The sequence below is a fragment of the Vibrio sp. 2132-1 genome (assembly GCF_033344315.1).
The window spans coordinates 56,682-71,345 of the sequence record NZ_JAWPON010000023.1 but is presented as its reverse complement, the minus strand read 5'-3'; the positions used below and the strand labels follow the sequence as shown (position 1 = coordinate 71,345).

14 protein-coding genes and 1 pseudogene are annotated in these 14,664 nt (G+C 42.3%); 5 read left to right on the top strand and 10 right to left on the bottom strand.

Annotation, left to right across the window (positions count from 1 at the left end; genetic code table 11):
- Positions 1-567 precede the first annotated feature (567 nt).
- The 7 genes from R8N47_RS21055 to dusA form a co-directional block, all read right to left on the bottom strand.
- Positions 568-1,347: a phosphoadenylyl-sulfate reductase gene (locus R8N47_RS21055; protein ID WP_005382748.1), complete on the bottom strand. Its 780-nt coding sequence runs from the start codon at positions 1,345-1,347 to the stop codon at positions 568-570.
- Entirely contained in the window at positions 1,340-3,076 is a 1,737-nt protein-coding gene (cysI, locus tag R8N47_RS21050) for an assimilatory sulfite reductase (NADPH) hemoprotein subunit (protein WP_064354336.1), read from the bottom strand. The genes R8N47_RS21055 and cysI overlap by 8 nt, the downstream gene beginning before the upstream one ends.
- On the bottom strand, positions 3,076-4,947 hold the full coding sequence (locus tag R8N47_RS21045) for an assimilatory sulfite reductase (NADPH) flavoprotein subunit (RefSeq protein ID WP_005381262.1): 1,872 nt from the start codon (positions 4,945-4,947) through the stop codon (positions 3,076-3,078). The genes cysI and R8N47_RS21045 overlap by 1 nt, the downstream gene beginning before the upstream one ends.
- A gap of 117 nt (positions 4,948-5,064) precedes the next feature.
- Positions 5,065-5,295 carry a hypothetical protein gene (locus R8N47_RS21040; protein ID WP_005381264.1) on the bottom strand — a complete coding sequence of 77 codons (231 nt, stop codon included), beginning with the start codon at positions 5,293-5,295 and terminating at the stop codon, positions 5,065-5,067.
- 157 nt (positions 5,296-5,452) lie between these two features.
- Positions 5,453-6,112 (bottom strand): TIGR04219 family outer membrane beta-barrel protein, encoded by a 660-nt coding sequence (locus tag R8N47_RS21035; RefSeq protein WP_005381265.1) that lies wholly within the window; start codon positions 6,110-6,112, stop codon positions 5,453-5,455.
- A 98-nt stretch (positions 6,113-6,210) separates the two neighbouring features.
- Positions 6,211-6,426 carry an envelope stress response protein PspG gene (gene pspG / locus R8N47_RS21030; RefSeq protein ID WP_005381266.1) on the bottom strand — a complete coding sequence of 72 codons (216 nt, stop codon included), beginning with the start codon at positions 6,424-6,426 and terminating at the stop codon, positions 6,211-6,213.
- 164 nt (positions 6,427-6,590) lie between these two features.
- Positions 6,591-7,571: a tRNA dihydrouridine(20/20a) synthase DusA gene (gene dusA / locus R8N47_RS21025; RefSeq protein WP_017821727.1), complete on the bottom strand. Its 981-nt coding sequence runs from the start codon at positions 7,569-7,571 to the stop codon at positions 6,591-6,593.
- A 321-nt stretch (positions 7,572-7,892) separates the two neighbouring features.
- On the opposite strand from dusA, the gene zur reads away from it, so the two are divergent.
- Both zur and R8N47_RS21015 read left to right on the top strand, forming a co-directional pair.
- Positions 7,893-8,357: a zinc uptake transcriptional repressor Zur gene (zur, locus tag R8N47_RS21020; RefSeq protein WP_005381268.1), complete on the top strand. Its 465-nt coding sequence runs from the start codon at positions 7,893-7,895 to the stop codon at positions 8,355-8,357.
- Between the two features lie 9 nt (positions 8,358-8,366).
- Complete coding sequence (locus R8N47_RS21015) at positions 8,367-8,828, top strand: chemotaxis protein CheX (RefSeq protein WP_317591925.1); 462 nt, start codon at positions 8,367-8,369, stop codon at positions 8,826-8,828.
- Positions 8,829-8,927: 99 nt separating this feature from the next.
- Here R8N47_RS21015 and pgi read toward each other — a convergent pair whose 3' ends face one another.
- Positions 8,928-10,580 carry a glucose-6-phosphate isomerase gene (pgi, locus tag R8N47_RS21010; RefSeq protein ID WP_005381270.1) on the bottom strand — a complete coding sequence of 551 codons (1,653 nt, stop codon included), beginning with the start codon at positions 10,578-10,580 and terminating at the stop codon, positions 8,928-8,930.
- 306 nt (positions 10,581-10,886) lie between these two features.
- Between pgi and R8N47_RS21005 the strand changes: the two are divergent.
- Positions 10,887-11,144: pseudogene (locus R8N47_RS21005) on the top strand (secondary thiamine-phosphate synthase enzyme YjbQ); the annotation flags it as partial.
- 58 nt (positions 11,145-11,202) lie between these two features.
- On the opposite strand, the gene R8N47_RS21000 reads toward R8N47_RS21005, so the two are convergent.
- Positions 11,203-12,327: a hypothetical protein gene (locus R8N47_RS21000; RefSeq protein ID WP_318070398.1), complete on the bottom strand. Its 1,125-nt coding sequence runs from the start codon at positions 12,325-12,327 to the stop codon at positions 11,203-11,205.
- Between the two features lie 85 nt (positions 12,328-12,412).
- On the opposite strand from R8N47_RS21000, the gene R8N47_RS20995 reads away from it, so the two are divergent.
- Positions 12,413-12,649, top strand: coding sequence for a helix-turn-helix domain-containing protein (locus tag R8N47_RS20995; RefSeq protein ID WP_193293113.1), 237 nt, complete (start codon positions 12,413-12,415; stop codon positions 12,647-12,649).
- Between the two features lie 38 nt (positions 12,650-12,687).
- On the opposite strand, the gene R8N47_RS20990 is transcribed toward R8N47_RS20995, so the two are convergent.
- A complete protein-coding gene (locus R8N47_RS20990) occupies positions 12,688-12,846 on the bottom strand; it encodes a hypothetical protein (RefSeq protein WP_318070397.1) in 159 nt (52 codons plus the stop codon).
- 492 nt (positions 12,847-13,338) lie between these two features.
- On the opposite strand from R8N47_RS20990, the gene R8N47_RS20985 reads away from it, so the two are divergent.
- On the top strand, positions 13,339-14,532 hold the full coding sequence (locus R8N47_RS20985) for a helix-turn-helix transcriptional regulator (protein ID WP_318070396.1): 1,194 nt from the start codon (positions 13,339-13,341) through the stop codon (positions 14,530-14,532).
- Positions 14,533-14,664 lie beyond the last annotated feature (132 nt).

The window sequence follows — 14,664 nt, the reverse complement described above, 5'->3', positions numbered from 1 at the left end:
CTCAATGAATACTGAACATTACATAAGTAATGTTTGAATTGACTGTGCTGAATCTTTCGATTCAATGGTCACTTCGTTTCATTGAAACCTAATTTGATACCGAGGTATCTAATTGGATTATCATCAACGAGTGCCCACACAGATTGATAGGTCTATATTGTTAAAGAGCAACTCTTCTTTGTGATTGACATCACTTGGGAAGAGGCGGCCATTCTAGCGAGATAATTTATTGTGTCAAACACTTTCTTCAAATTATTTCGTTTTTCTTTTCAGCCTTATCAACTTCGCTTAACCCCTTGTGAGGCCTTGCCCTGTCGACGAGGAGGCATTATAGAGATCGCGCTCACATTGGCAAGTGTTATTTTTCAAAAATTGCAAAAATAATGGTTAAACGATGAGTTTTCGATCAAACCTTTATTTATTCAACTTTACCCCAAACTCTCACACAACTTATCCACAGAATTGTTCTTTGAGACGTGTTTTTCAAGTACCATAAATAAAGAAAGCTGCTTTATTGCAGCTATCTTTATTAAACTTAACCTAAACTCTATTTAAAGAGCATTATGGCTATATGCCAGACCCATCTTGTTCAGAGCCATCATCTTCGTGTAGGCCACATTCTCGCTTTAAGCCAAAGAATCGAGTTTCTTCCTCTGACATTCCCGGCTCCCATTTACGAGTAGTATGTGTATCACCAACTGAAAGGTAACCTTCATCCCACAATGGGTGGTATTTAAGGCCGTGTTGTTCTAAGTAGTAATGAACGTCTTTATTAGTCCAATCAATTACTGGTAGAAATTTAAACACACCGTTCTGAATTGATAGAATCGGTAAACCTGCACGAGATTTACTTTGCTCTCGACGCAGTCCAGAGAACCACGTTCCAACATTAAGCTCTTTTAACGCTCGACGCATCGGCTCAACTTTATTGAGCTTGTTGTATTTTTCAATTCCCTCTACGCCTTGCTCCCATAATTTTCCATATCGAGCTTCTTGCCAATTCGCACTTTCCTTGGCTCGATAAACTTTTAAATTTAGGTTGAGAGCATCTGTCAGCTCATCGATAAATCGGTACGTCTCAGCAAACAGGTAACCAGTATCGGTTAGAATGACGGGGATGTCCGCTTTGGCGCGAGTAACTAAATGAAGCATAACCGCGGCTTGAATACCAAAACTAGAAGAAACCGCGAACTCGCCTTCTAGATTATCTAAAGCCCACGCTACTCTCTCTTGTGCTGAAAGCTTTTCGAGCTCGACATTAATTTGAGCAAGACGGAGGATTTGCTCCGTCTTTGTTAATGTCAGTAACTCTGTGAGCTCCAGCTTGGATGCTACAGAATCAAGCATGAAAGTCCCTCTTTGATACGAGCACTTCTTGGATAATGCCAGCACGAATAGTGAAATCGCCAAAGGCTTCGCCTTCTTCACGCTCTTTCGACCATCGAGCCACCAGCAGATCAATCTCTTCTAAGATTTGCTTATCCGTGATGTTCTCTTTATACATTTTTGGTACTCGAGTACCGGCACGGTTACCACCTAGGTGCAAGTTGTAACGACCCGGCGCTTTGCCAACTAGACCAATTTCAGCCAACATTGCGCGACCACAACCATTTGGACACCCAGTTACACGCAAAATGATGTTGTCATTTTCTGGTAGGTTGTGCTTATTCAGAATCCCCTCAACATCAGTAACAAACTGAGGAAGGAAACGTTCAGCTTCTGCCATCGCTAGCGGACAAGTTGGAAAAGCAACACAAGCCATTGAGTTCTTACGCTGTTCACTTACGCCGTCGTCCATTAAGCCATGTTCACGAGCGATCTTTTCAATCTTCGCTTTTTCGTTTTTAGGTACACCCGCAACAATTAGGTTTTGGTTTGCTGTCATGCGGAAATCGCCTTTGTGGATTTTGGCAATTTCAGCAACACCCGTCTTAAGTGGTTTACCTGGAAAGTCTAATAAGCGACCGTTTTCGATGAAAAGCGCTAAATGATATTTACCATCAATTCCTTCTACCCAGCCAATACGGTCACCACGTTCTGTGAATTCATATGGACGGCTTTGCTCAAACTTAACACCAGCACGTTTCTCGACTTCCGCTTTAAAGACATCGCTACCTACACGATCCAATGTGTATTTGGTTTTTGCGTTCTTACGGTTTGAACGGTTACCCCAGTCGCGCTGAGTTGTTACTACAGCTGCGGCAACATCAAGTGTCTTGTCCAGCGGAATAAAGCCAAAGTCGTCAGCGCGGCGCGGATAAGTTGATATATCGCCATGCGTCATCGCTAAGCCGCCGCCGACCAGGACGTTAAAGCCTACCAGCTTACCGTTATCTGCAATCGCTACGAAGTTGAGATCGTTAGCGTGTACATCTACGTCATTTTGCGGTGGGATAACCACTGTAGTTTTAAACTTACGTGGTAAGTAGTTCTTGCCTAGAATCGGTTCGTCTTCTTCCGTGCTTTCTACTTTTTCACCGTCTAGCCAAATCTCTGCATAAGCGCGCGTCTTTGGTAATAGATGCTCACTGATCTTCTTCGCCCATTCGTAAGCTTCTTGGTGTAACTCTGACTCCACTGGGTTAGTGGTACACAACACGTTACGGTTTACATCACCCGCGGTTGCAATCGAATCAATGCCAATACTGTTGAGCGTTTGATGCATCAACTTAATATTCGGTTTTAATACCCCATGAAACTGGAACGTTTGGCGAGTCGTCAGACGAATACTTCCATATAAAGAGTGCTCCGTTGCGAACTTGTCGATCGCTAACCATTGCGTTGGCGTGATGATGCCTCCAGGCATACGAGCACGAAGCATCACATTATGTAATGGTTCCAGTTTTTGCTTTGTGCGTTCATTACGGATATCACGATCGTCTTGTTGATACATACCGTGGAAACGAATTAACTGGAAGTTGTCGGCAGTAAAGCCACCAGTAATACGGTCCTGTAAATCTTGCTCAATAGTGCCACGTAATAAGTTGCTTTCTCGCTTCAGGCGCTCGTTATCAGATAGCGGCCCTAACTCTTCACCTAATACAACCTGCTTATTATTGTCCGTAGAAAAAGTCATTAGTACACATCCCTCTGATAACGTTTCGCTTTACGTAGGTCATTAATAAATTGTTCTGCATCGTCACGCGGCATCTTGCCTTCTTGTTCAGCAACGATAACCAATGCGTCGTGCACATCTTTTGCCATACGCGTTGCATCACCGCAGACATAGATATAAGCGCCTTCTTGGATCCACTGCCACACTTGAGCTGCGTTTTCTAAGATGCGATGTTGTACGTAAACCTTTTCTACTTGGTCACGACTAAAGGCAACATCCAATCGGCTTAGTACTCCTGACTTGAGATACTTTTGCCATTCCACTTGGTACAAGAAGTCTTGAGTGAACGTGCGATCACCAAAGAACAACCAGTTTTTGCCTTCAGCATCGCGGTTTTCACGTTCCTGAATAAAGCTTCGGAATGGTGCGATCCCTGTGCCAGGACCAACCATGATAATTGGAGTGCTATCATCTTCCGGCAGTTTAAAGTTGTTGTTATGCTCAACAAATACTTTAACTTCATCTCCCTCTTCGAGACGCTGTGCTAAGAAACTAGACGCTCCACCATATCGTTTTTCGTCGTTTTGTTCGTACTCAACCAAAGCAACCGTTAGGTGTACTTCTTCATCGACCTCTTCTTGGCTTGATGCAATAGAGTAAAGGCGTGGAGTAAGACGACGAAGCAAACCAATCAATTCATCTGCGGTTAACTTGGTTTTCTTTTCTGCCAGTACATCAACGATTTGAGTATTTGCAGAGTACTCGCGAAGCTTATCTTTATCTTCAACTAACTTTTGTAGCTTCTTGCTACCGGATAACTCGGCAAACTTTGTGATGAGCTGTGGGTTAGATGTTGTGATTTCATATTTACTCACAAGAGCACTGTGGATTGACAAGCTTTCACCATCAACGTCAACAGTCTCAACCCCAGACAAACCGACCTTACCAAGAATGGCGTTTGCAAGTTCCGAGCTATTTTCAAACCACACACCTAGTGCATCACCTGGCTGATACGTTAAACCCGAGCCTTCTAAGTCGATTTCTATATGACGGACGTCTTTTCCAGAGTCACGGCCCGTGATTTTTTGACTGGTCAGTAACGTCGCAGTGTACGGATTCTGTTTATTGTAAGGAGAGTGCGCAGTCGCAGCTTGACCCACAGGAAGTTGAACCACATCCGCTTCAGAGCCAGAAGACAGTGTATCTTTTACCTTGTCTAACGCATTCTTACGCCATTCAGTTGCAGGAGCCTCATAATCCACATCGCAATCAAGACGCTCGATAAATGGAGTCGCGCCTAGCTTTGATAGGTAAGTGTCGAAGTCTTTACCGGTCTGACAGAAGAATTCGTAGCTAGAATCTCCCAATGCAATAACACCATATTGCAGGTTTGGCAGCTTAGGGGCCTTCTTCGATTGCAAAAACTCATGTAGCTCAATGGCATTGTCTGGCGCTTCGCCTTCGCCGTTAGTCGATGCCACAATAATGACATGCGTTTCTTTGGCTAAGTTTTTACCTTTGTAATCGCTTGCATCAAAAAGTTCGACTGCAATTCCTTCTGCTTTTGCTTCCTGCTCCAGAGCTTCAGCAACACCTTTAGCATTGCCCGTTTGGGAAGCAAAAATAATACTCAACTTACCTGCTGGCTTCGCTGATACGGCTGCCGTTGCTTGTGCAATTGGCGTTACCGCTGTGTTTGGTTGATTTTGAGCTAATCCCCAAAAATACCCACTGACCCAAGCAAGTTGCTGTGAAGACAACTCAGAGACAGTTTGTTGGAGTGAGCTAATTTGTTGGTCATTCAGAGGGCTTGCGATTGGAGGATTTCCTCCTTGCCCATTATTATCTTCAGACACATTCTTGTGAGAATACTCATTCTTTTGAAAAGACATTATCACGACATCCCTATTCATTGCGTGACGATAGAGTACCCACTCTCCTTAATAACAAGAAAGAATAGAAGTGAATGTTTTATAACTTTTTGGAAGTAAGAACGGCTTACTTTTTGCTCATCGATCTTCAATGCGGACTTGTTGAAAGCCTACTGCCATTGCCGATTTTGACGCAGTATCCAAATCTTCATAAAGACATTCTTCGCCGTGACTGTCCGTTAGAAAAACAAAACCACCGCGCGCATGTCTGAACTCTACAACCCAACCACCCTCTTGGATTGCAGGCTCAATAATCGCTTCGATAAGCTGATTTTCACGGAATAGATGTCTTAGTTCATTTATTGTCATCGCTATCCCTGCTTTAACTTTCACATTGCTCCTAGGTAAGCATGGTCTAAGTCAGCCAAATAGGGAGAAATTTCGATTAGATATAATGAAGTGATATAAAAAAACGCCGCTTATAAAGCGACGTTTTAAGTAAATCGAATATCTAACATGGCTGAATTTAGAACGCGTATTCCGCACTCACAAAGAAGCCGTTAGCAAAAATAAACTCTTTCCCTAGATCCGACATGAATTTATCGGACTCTAAATCAATCACACGGTAACCTCCACGAAAAGCCAGTCGAGCTTTTTCGAGCGGTACATTGTATTGAACACCTGCCATGAAATCGGTGCTTTTGATACCTTTGTTGTCACCAAAGTTTATCTCACCAATCACATCAAAGTTTGTATCCGGAACTTGAATTTCTGCGTAACCATACCAAGCCCAAATCAGCTCATCAAATTCTTCTACACGCCTGCTTGAGCCAGCATCAATGTATTTAGTGTCACTTAAATTACTGAACGTGAGACCCGCATCAAAGTGCAATAAATCATGCTCTAGAACGTGGTAATACAAGGTTAAATCGAGCTTATCGAACCCCATGTAATCCGCATCAACACTTGAGTAACGAAGGCGCGCATTAGGGACGTATTTAACATCATGTTCAATCGCCGCGTAAAAAGTGCCTGCGGTACTGCTATCTCGTCTCACTTCATTAACTTTAGTGTCGGCAGCCCATACCTCTGCGCCGACTTTTGTCGATACAGAGTACTCTGCAAAAACAGGAAAAGATACTGCCAACGATAATGCCGTTAAAGCGATGTTCGCTTTATTTGTCATGTAGTATTTACTCCGAGATAGCTGATATTCACGTAGAGGACGTGGGAGGAAATATACCATATTCTCACGCCTCTCCATCAACTAAATGATGTTACTCATTATTTATAGCGGGGCTGAGCGACGTAATTCTTGAAGAACCAAATCCCCAATGCAATCACGATTAACCATGGTAATAGTTTGAGTACCGCTCCAACCATTCCCAGTAAAAACATCACAACTAACGCAATACCAGTTGCTGCGAATACGGTCATCATTGTGATACCCGTAACCAACAAGGTCGCCGCAAAGACTAAAATAAAGATTAGCTCCAACATAATCACTTCTCCATTTGTTTTCAATAAACAGAGCAGTTTCCATACCAACTTATAGAGAAGAATTTAAGATTATGATTTTTAATCAAAAAACAAAACCAGAGGCATTTCTGCACTCTGGCTTTATCATTCTTTAGTTGGTAATTTTAGCCATTCACTGGCGAATTTTACACATTCAATTCTTTTGGAATCTTAGCTAGCGCGTCTTGCAATACTTCTAGACCAGAACCTGGTTTGTGCGCATTTTCACTGATATGACGACGCCATTGACGAGCACCGGGCATGCTTTGGAACAAACCTAACATGTGACGGGTAATGTGACCAAGGTACGCACCTTTCGCTAATTGCGCTTCAATGTATGGGTACATCTCTTCAACAATTTCGCTGCGTTTCTTCACTGGAGCGTTAGAGCCAAACAACTCTTGGTCTACCGATGCCAGTAGATATGGGCTTTGGTATGCTTCACGACCAATCATCACACCGTCAAGATGCTGAAGATGTGCTTTTGCTTCTTCTAATGACTTCACGCCACCGTTAATCGCAATCGTTAGGTGTGAGAAGTCTTGCTTCAATTGGTAAGCGCGTGGGTAATCCAATGGTGGGATCTCACGGTTTTCTTTTGGGCTTAAACCACTTAACCAAGCTTTACGAGCATGGATAGTGAACTGCTCACAGCCACCCTTTTCTGAAACAATAGAAACGAAATCCGTTAAGAACTCGTAAGAATCTTGATCATCAATACCAATGCGAGTCTTGACTGTTACAGGGATATCGACCACGTCTTTCATTGCTGCGACACAATCCGCAACTAACTGCGGTTCAGCCATTAGGCAAGCACCAAATCGACCGTTTTGTACGCGGTCAGATGGACACCCCACATTTAGGTTAATCTCATCGTAGCCACGCTCTTGCGCTAGCTTGGCACACGTAGCCAAATCTGCTGGGTTTGAACCACCAAGTTGAAGGGCTAACGGATGCTCTTCTTCGTTATAAGCCAGGAAATCTCCTTTTCCATGAATGATCGCACCTGTCGTCACCATTTCAGTGTACAGCAGGGTTTCTTTGGTCATTAAGCGATGGAAGTAGCGACAATGACGATCAGTCCAATCTAACATTGGTGCTACGGAGAGCCTGCAAGAATGAGTCATGATATAAACACCCGTTTTTATGTTGCCAAGGTCGAGCGCAGCAGTACGCTCAAAAAATAAGTCGGGTATTGTATACCCAAGCACCTCTGGGTGCTAGTTTCAGCGAGAATGATTTGGTTGGCTGACTAGCCAAGTGCTTAGGAATACGCAGAAGTAATACGAATGTGTCATTCGTTGATTCATTCTGTGATGATTATTCCGCCTTCACACCACCACCGACTTGCTTTAATTCATGATTTTCGTTCTGATAGTGGGTAAAATGAAGCATTTCTAAACGAACTTCGTATAGAAATGATTTATCATAGAGCACGTCCGATAGTTATGGTGAAAGGTTTGAACCCAACAATCATTGAACAAATTGAAAGTATCTGCGCAGAGCGTGGAGTACGACTGACTCCGCAACGCCGACGCGTATTTGAACTCATTTGTTCTAATCGCCGCGCCTCAAGTGCGTATGAGCTATTGGAGCAACTAAAAGAGAGTGAGCCTCAGGCTAAGCCGCCCACTGTTTATCGAGCATTAGATTTTCTCCTAGAGCAAGGCTTCATCCACCGAGTGGAATCGACAAATAGCTTTATTACTTGTTGTTCTTTCAATACTCAGCAGCACTTTTTCCAATTACTAATTTGCGATAAATGTGGTGATGTCGTTGAACTCGAAGATGAGACGCTGATATCCTTGTTAGCCGAAAACGCCGAGAAGCATGGATTCAAACTGACCAACCAAGTTATTGAAACTCATGGTGAATGCCAGGCCTGTTCCTCCGAGACGAAAGAAAAAGTATAGAAGAACGTTATGCGCGCTGAATTTGTAAACCCGTTTTTAGCTTCTTTAATGAACGTGCTAAAAACTATGGCTTCTCTTGATCTGAAGCCACAAAAACCGCGAATCAAAAAAGATGAGATCGCACGAGGTGACGTTTCTGGTCTGATTGGTATGGTAGGCCCACAAACTCGTGGTTCAATGTCGATCACCTTTGATGAAGCACTCGCCCTAGAAATCATGCAGAACATGCTTGGTGAACGTCCAAATGGGCTCAATGAAGAAGTGACCGATATGGTGGGTGAGATCACCAACATGGTTACTGGTGGTGCGAAACGCATTCTGGCGGAAAGTGGTTTTGACTTTGATATGGCAACACCGGTTGTGGTTTCGGGCCGAGGTCATACGATTCGCCACAAGTGTGAAGGCTCAATTATTATCATGCCTTTCTCTTCCCAATGGGGAAATGCCTTTATCGAAATTTGCTTCGAATAAAAGAGAAAAAATAGGTTGGCACTGGCCAACCTATTTTGTTTTTGCCTCAGGCAATAAAAAGGTCAGCATTTGCTGACCTTTTCTTTATCTATTCAAACATTAAGCTTTGAACGCTTTAAATGCGTTGATTAGACCGTTTGTTGAGCTGTCATGCGAGCTGATTTGAGACTCGTCTGCAAGCTCAGGTAGGATTTGGTTAGCCAGTTGTTTACCTAGCTCCACGCCCCACTGGTCAAAGCTGAAGATATTCCAGATAACACCTTGTACGAAAATTTTGTGTTCGTACATTGCGATCAAGTTACCTAGCGTACGAGGCGTGATTTGCTTCACTAGAATAGAGTTTGTTGGACGGTTACCTTCAAACACTTTGAATGGCGCAATCGCTGCCACTTCTTCAGCATTCTTACCTACTTTCACCAACTCTTCTTTCACGGTTTCTTCATTTTTACCAAACGCTAGAGCTTCAGTTTGCGCGAAGAAGTTAGACATCAGTTTTTGGTGATGATCGCTAGCTGGGTTGTGGCTAATTGCAGGTGCAATGAAGTCACATGGGATAAGCTTAGTACCTTGGTGAATTAGCTGGTAGAACGCGTGCTGACCGTTGGTACCTGGTTCACCCCAAATGATTGGGCCAGTTTGGTAAGTTACAGCATTGCCGTCACGGTCAACGTATTTACCGTTTGATTCCATGTTACCTTGCTGGAAGTACGCCGCGAAACGGTGCATGTACTGATCGTAAGGCAGAATAGCTTCTGATTCCGCACCGTGGAAGTTGTTGTACCAAATACCGATAAGCGCAAGGATCACAGGGATGTTGCTTTCTAGATCTGTTGATACAAAGTGCTTGTCCATCTCGTGAGCGCCATCAAGCAGCTCAACGAAGTTGTCGAAACCTACTGCTAGTGCAATTGATAGACCGATCGCAGACCATAGTGAGTAACGGCCACCAACCCAGTCCCAGAATTCAAACATGTTCGCTGTATCGATACCAAATTCAGACACGGCTGTCGCGTTTGTTGAAAGCGCAGCAAAGTGTTTAGCCACATGAGCCTGATCACCCGCAGATTCTAGGAACCAATCACGAGCAGTGTGCGCGTTAGTCATGGTTTCTTGCGTTGTAAACGTCTTAGACGCGATCAAGAATAACGTCGTTTCTGGGTTAACTTTCTTCAACGTTTCAACGATGTGTGTACCATCAACGTTAGATACGAAGTGAAGGTTTAGATGATTTTTGTATGGCGCTAGAGCTTCCGTCACCATGTAAGGGCCAAGGTCAGAACCGCCGATACCGATGTTCACAATATCAGTAATTGCTTTGCCTGTGTAACCTTTCCATTCACCGCCGATAACGCGCTCAGTGAATGATTTCATTTTTTCTAGAACCGCGTTCACTGCTGGCATTACGTCTTCGCCGTCTACCATAACTGGAGTATTAGCGCGGTTACGTAGTGCAGTGTGAAGAACAGCGCGACCTTCTGTTTGGTTGATCGCTTCACCACTGAACATCGCTTCAATTGCAGATTTCAGCTCGGTCTCTTTCGCAAGAGCAAACAGGTGCTTCAGAGTTTCCTCATTGATGAGGTTCTTTGAGTAATCGACTAGGATGTCTGAGCCGAAACGTGCAGAGTATTTGTCGAAACGCGCTGCGTCTTGAGCAAACAGCTCTTTAAGATCCATATCTTGTGCAGATTCGAAATGCGCCGTTAGCGCTTTCCAAGCTTGTGTTTGCGTTGGATTGATATTTTTCAACATGGTCTTTATCCCGATGTTACAGTAGGTTCCATTCCTTACAGTCTAGCGAAAACTGTGGAATCCCCGATTTAGCAAATAGAATATAAATTAGATGTTTGGGCAAATTGCCACAAAACAAGTCTTTGTAATTTTTTTTCAGGCGCCAATTATGACCGAGAGCTTTTACACTCACATTGAGTTAGGTCACGTTCCCTGCCCTGAAATTGAACAATTCATTTACGATGACAAGAATCATATCATTTACTAATGACAGGCTCTAATTGGAATAGGATAGACTCCAATTTATAAATTTCCAAAGGAACACGTATGTGGGCACAAAAAACACTGCAATTAAAAGCGAGAAGCCGCGGTTTTCACCTGATAACTGATGAAATTGAACAACAATTACCACAAATAAACGAACTTTCAGTAGGTTTATTACACTTATTTATTCAGCACACCTCCGCCAGTTTGACCTTAAATGAGAATGCTGATCCAACCGTGCGTATGGACATGGAAGCGCACTTCAATAAGTTTGTGCCAGAGCGTGCTCCTTATTATCAGCACACCTATGAAGGTGACGACGTACGGGTTATATAAACCATGTCACTCAGATATGTACATATCTAACACATATGGACACCTATCTATCCAATAGCTGATAAAGTGGATAATCAAAACCGCCATCATCAGTACCTAATATTGTGTTAAACAGAAGCCGACTAATTGACGACTGAGGCATCTTGTAATTTCTTCTAAAGGGAGAGATTTCCCAACCATTGGCTAATGCTCTTTCCATGTTCTTTGAGATATTGCCTACAACGGAATTGGCAGCTTGGTATTTTCCAATACTGCACCTCATGTAATAAGCCACGGAGTCTTTCACAGCCCGCCATATGAGATTGTAGATTTGAGAAACACTGAAGTACTTTAAGCATTCACGGATCACTAAATGTGTTTTTTTTCCTGGCGAGAAATTCAGTTGATGCTCTGTCAGTGCATACTTAAGAAACGCCAAACATTCTTGTGTCTGAACTTCCAAACACAGTTCATAAAATTCAGGGCTTTTTTTGAAGCATAATAGGTGTTCTTCTGAACTGAAATTATTCATCAGTTTTACTATTTCTTCAGTGGGGAATGGCAGTTCAAATTTGCACTTACTAAGGTGCAGCGTAAACTGATCATCCCCCTTTAAATCAATAGCTTTTAATGAGATGTTTGAACTTACCAACATTACTCGTTCATCAAAGAGATATTGAACAATCATTTGATCATAACGTTTGTCAGGGGAAAGAGTGTAAGCTGGGTGCCCATCTAATGGCGAAAGTTGGTTTAAGTTTTCACTTCCAAAAGCTTGTATCGCTGAGGCGAGGTAGATCTTGCTCTGTAAAGTGAGTCTACTAATCTCCGGCTGAGCCCTTTTGCCTTCTCGCCTTAATCTTTCGATTACATCGGCCTTTTTATCATTTAACTCCCGACGTTTAGCTTCCGAACAATTTGTACAGATGGTGTTGATGTATCGCAGACGGGTCAGATACTGATTACGTGAAGTAAAGCGATATGGAGTAAGGCAACGCTCGCAACAGACCCCATCGAACCACACGAAGGCATCTTTATTTACTAAGTTGCTAACTGAGTACACATTCATTCCGTATTTGTCGCCTATTTCCCTTACATGGAAAGCAAACACACCTTGGTCACTCAGTTGCCAGTACTCTTTGCAAATATTAATGTGACGCTCTACATCAGTAAGAATTTCCAAATGCATCTAACCACCCCAAATGAGCACTATAGTCCGTGGAATTGTAGGCAGTATCTAGTGATAGTTCTACTCTTTGAGTGGAGCGGTTCTAATGCGGAACGAGAAGTTAGTGTTATTCGGTCAAAGAGTACGGACGTTGCGTAAAATAAAGGGGTTATCGCAGGAATCAATGGCTGCTTTAGCTGGATTAGATAGAAGCTACATGGGCCATATTGAACGTGGCGAAAAAAATATTACCCTGCTAAAGATCTATCAGATTAGTGAGGCTCTCGGAATTGAAGTCTCAGACCTTTTTCCTCGAGAACAGGATGGCGGTGAGACTCAATAGAACTCTCTGATGTGGTAAAAGAGTTGGCCTAGATTTACTTATTTGCTCTTCCCCACATCTACATTGCGGCGTTTATTCTGAAGGTACTCTTTCATTTGTCGACTTGCCTTATGCATTTCTTCACGAAGGTCTTTGATCTCTTTCTCGCTAAGTCGACGACATTTTTCATCGGGAGTTGCTTTAGTAATTTGTTTCATTCATGACCTCATGTAGGAGAGGAATAAAGTTTCATACTAAACGATCAAGCAACCCTAGTCACACTGTTCTCAATGATACGCCACCATAAATAAAGATTCATACAAATGGCTACTACCGCATCTGAATCGCGCTACAAATGAGTATTAAAGTATCATACTGGTTGGTTTGACCATCACAAAACCACAACCTCACTTAGCAAACTTTTGGACATTTCCAAGTGGTCTTTTTCCTAGTTTAGTAAAGCAATAACTGAAGTATGGCAACTTGCTTAGTAGGGTTTCGGCTATCACCGATGCAAATCGCAGTAATTGACAGCCTTCACCTAAAACACATAACACACTGATAAATATATAATTTTATAAAAAACCAAACTACCAAACTCTCCCTTCACATTTATAATGTAATAAATTACATAAAATTACGCACTTTTTGTAATTACAATAAAAAGCCAAATTGGTATTGTTTCTTCAACACCCAAATGGAGAAATGACATGCTAAATCTAACCAAAAATGATTTGATTTTGTGGGTAACTCATGCAATCGCTCACTTTGAAAGTCTTGGTAAAAAACAAAAAGACCTAGCGAACGCACTCGGTATTGAAGCAACACGTTTAAGTGAAATGAAAACTGGAAAAGGGACTCTTTCTCCAAATCTGATAGAAAGAATTACAGAGCTATGTGGTGCTCCCCGCAGGAATCCAGGAAGGTTCGAATATGCTGAGTTATACACTGACCTAGATACTTTCTTTTCGAGCTTGATACCCGTTACTGAGAATCGCTTTTACAGAAAGATCCTCACTATGCTCTCAAACGCAGATTACTTGGATGCGATAATCAGCCACTGTAGCTCAAAAGAGAGTGATGACTTGGAAACACCTCTTAGCCGCGAGCAAACTATTGATAATATTAATAGCCTTATAACCAATAAAGAATTTCAAAGTATTTGCCTAGACTATAAAAAGCACCTTTTAGATTCAGGTCTATCATGGACATTTAAGTGGGCAAATACTGAAAAACATAGTTGGAACTCAAAAGATAAACTGATAATCGAAAATATAACAATCTCGGATGAACTAATCTTTCATAGTCTGTACTTAGCGTGGTGCTTGAAACAACACATAATCGAGTACGAGTTTGGTAGCGAACGATTAGTCAACATCAACCCGACTAAAGATCTAGTTTCTCTCGTAATGACTGGGGATCGCATACTAACATTGCAATCCGAATCATCGGTTAGCTATCCAATAAACAAAGAAATAACAAACATTCTAGGAAGTGCTCACAGTTACAAAGAGATCCACTCACGCAATAGTCCTTTCGGAGACCAGCCTATCTTGTCTCCCAAGAAACAAGAGCCTAAACCAGATCGATGGGGTGATATCAGGTGCGAAGTGTATTTAAGTGAAAACATGAATTACCACTTTTTAATACATATGACAGCAGACATTATGGAATTTGAAGATCAAAACATTTTGGAGTATCCGACTGAATTAAATGATCGTGAACCAATCGTTCAACCAAATGATAGGATCGCAATTATAGCCAACATTAACTCTTTAGAATTGTACCGACAAGTCGAGGAACTCAGAAAATGGGTCGGTATGCCTAGCGACAATTTATACAAGCTTAAAAAGAAAATTGCGAACGCAGGAGGATACGTACCTGAAGCTATTGTCCTATTATAAGCTTAATATTTGATAGTTAGGATTAGGGACGTAGTAATGCTGCAATATCAGATAGTTTTAGTATTGCTCCAAAAATGAATATTGGAGCAGTACTAAATCAGTTATCAAGAGCAAAGTTTAATGCCGAACATG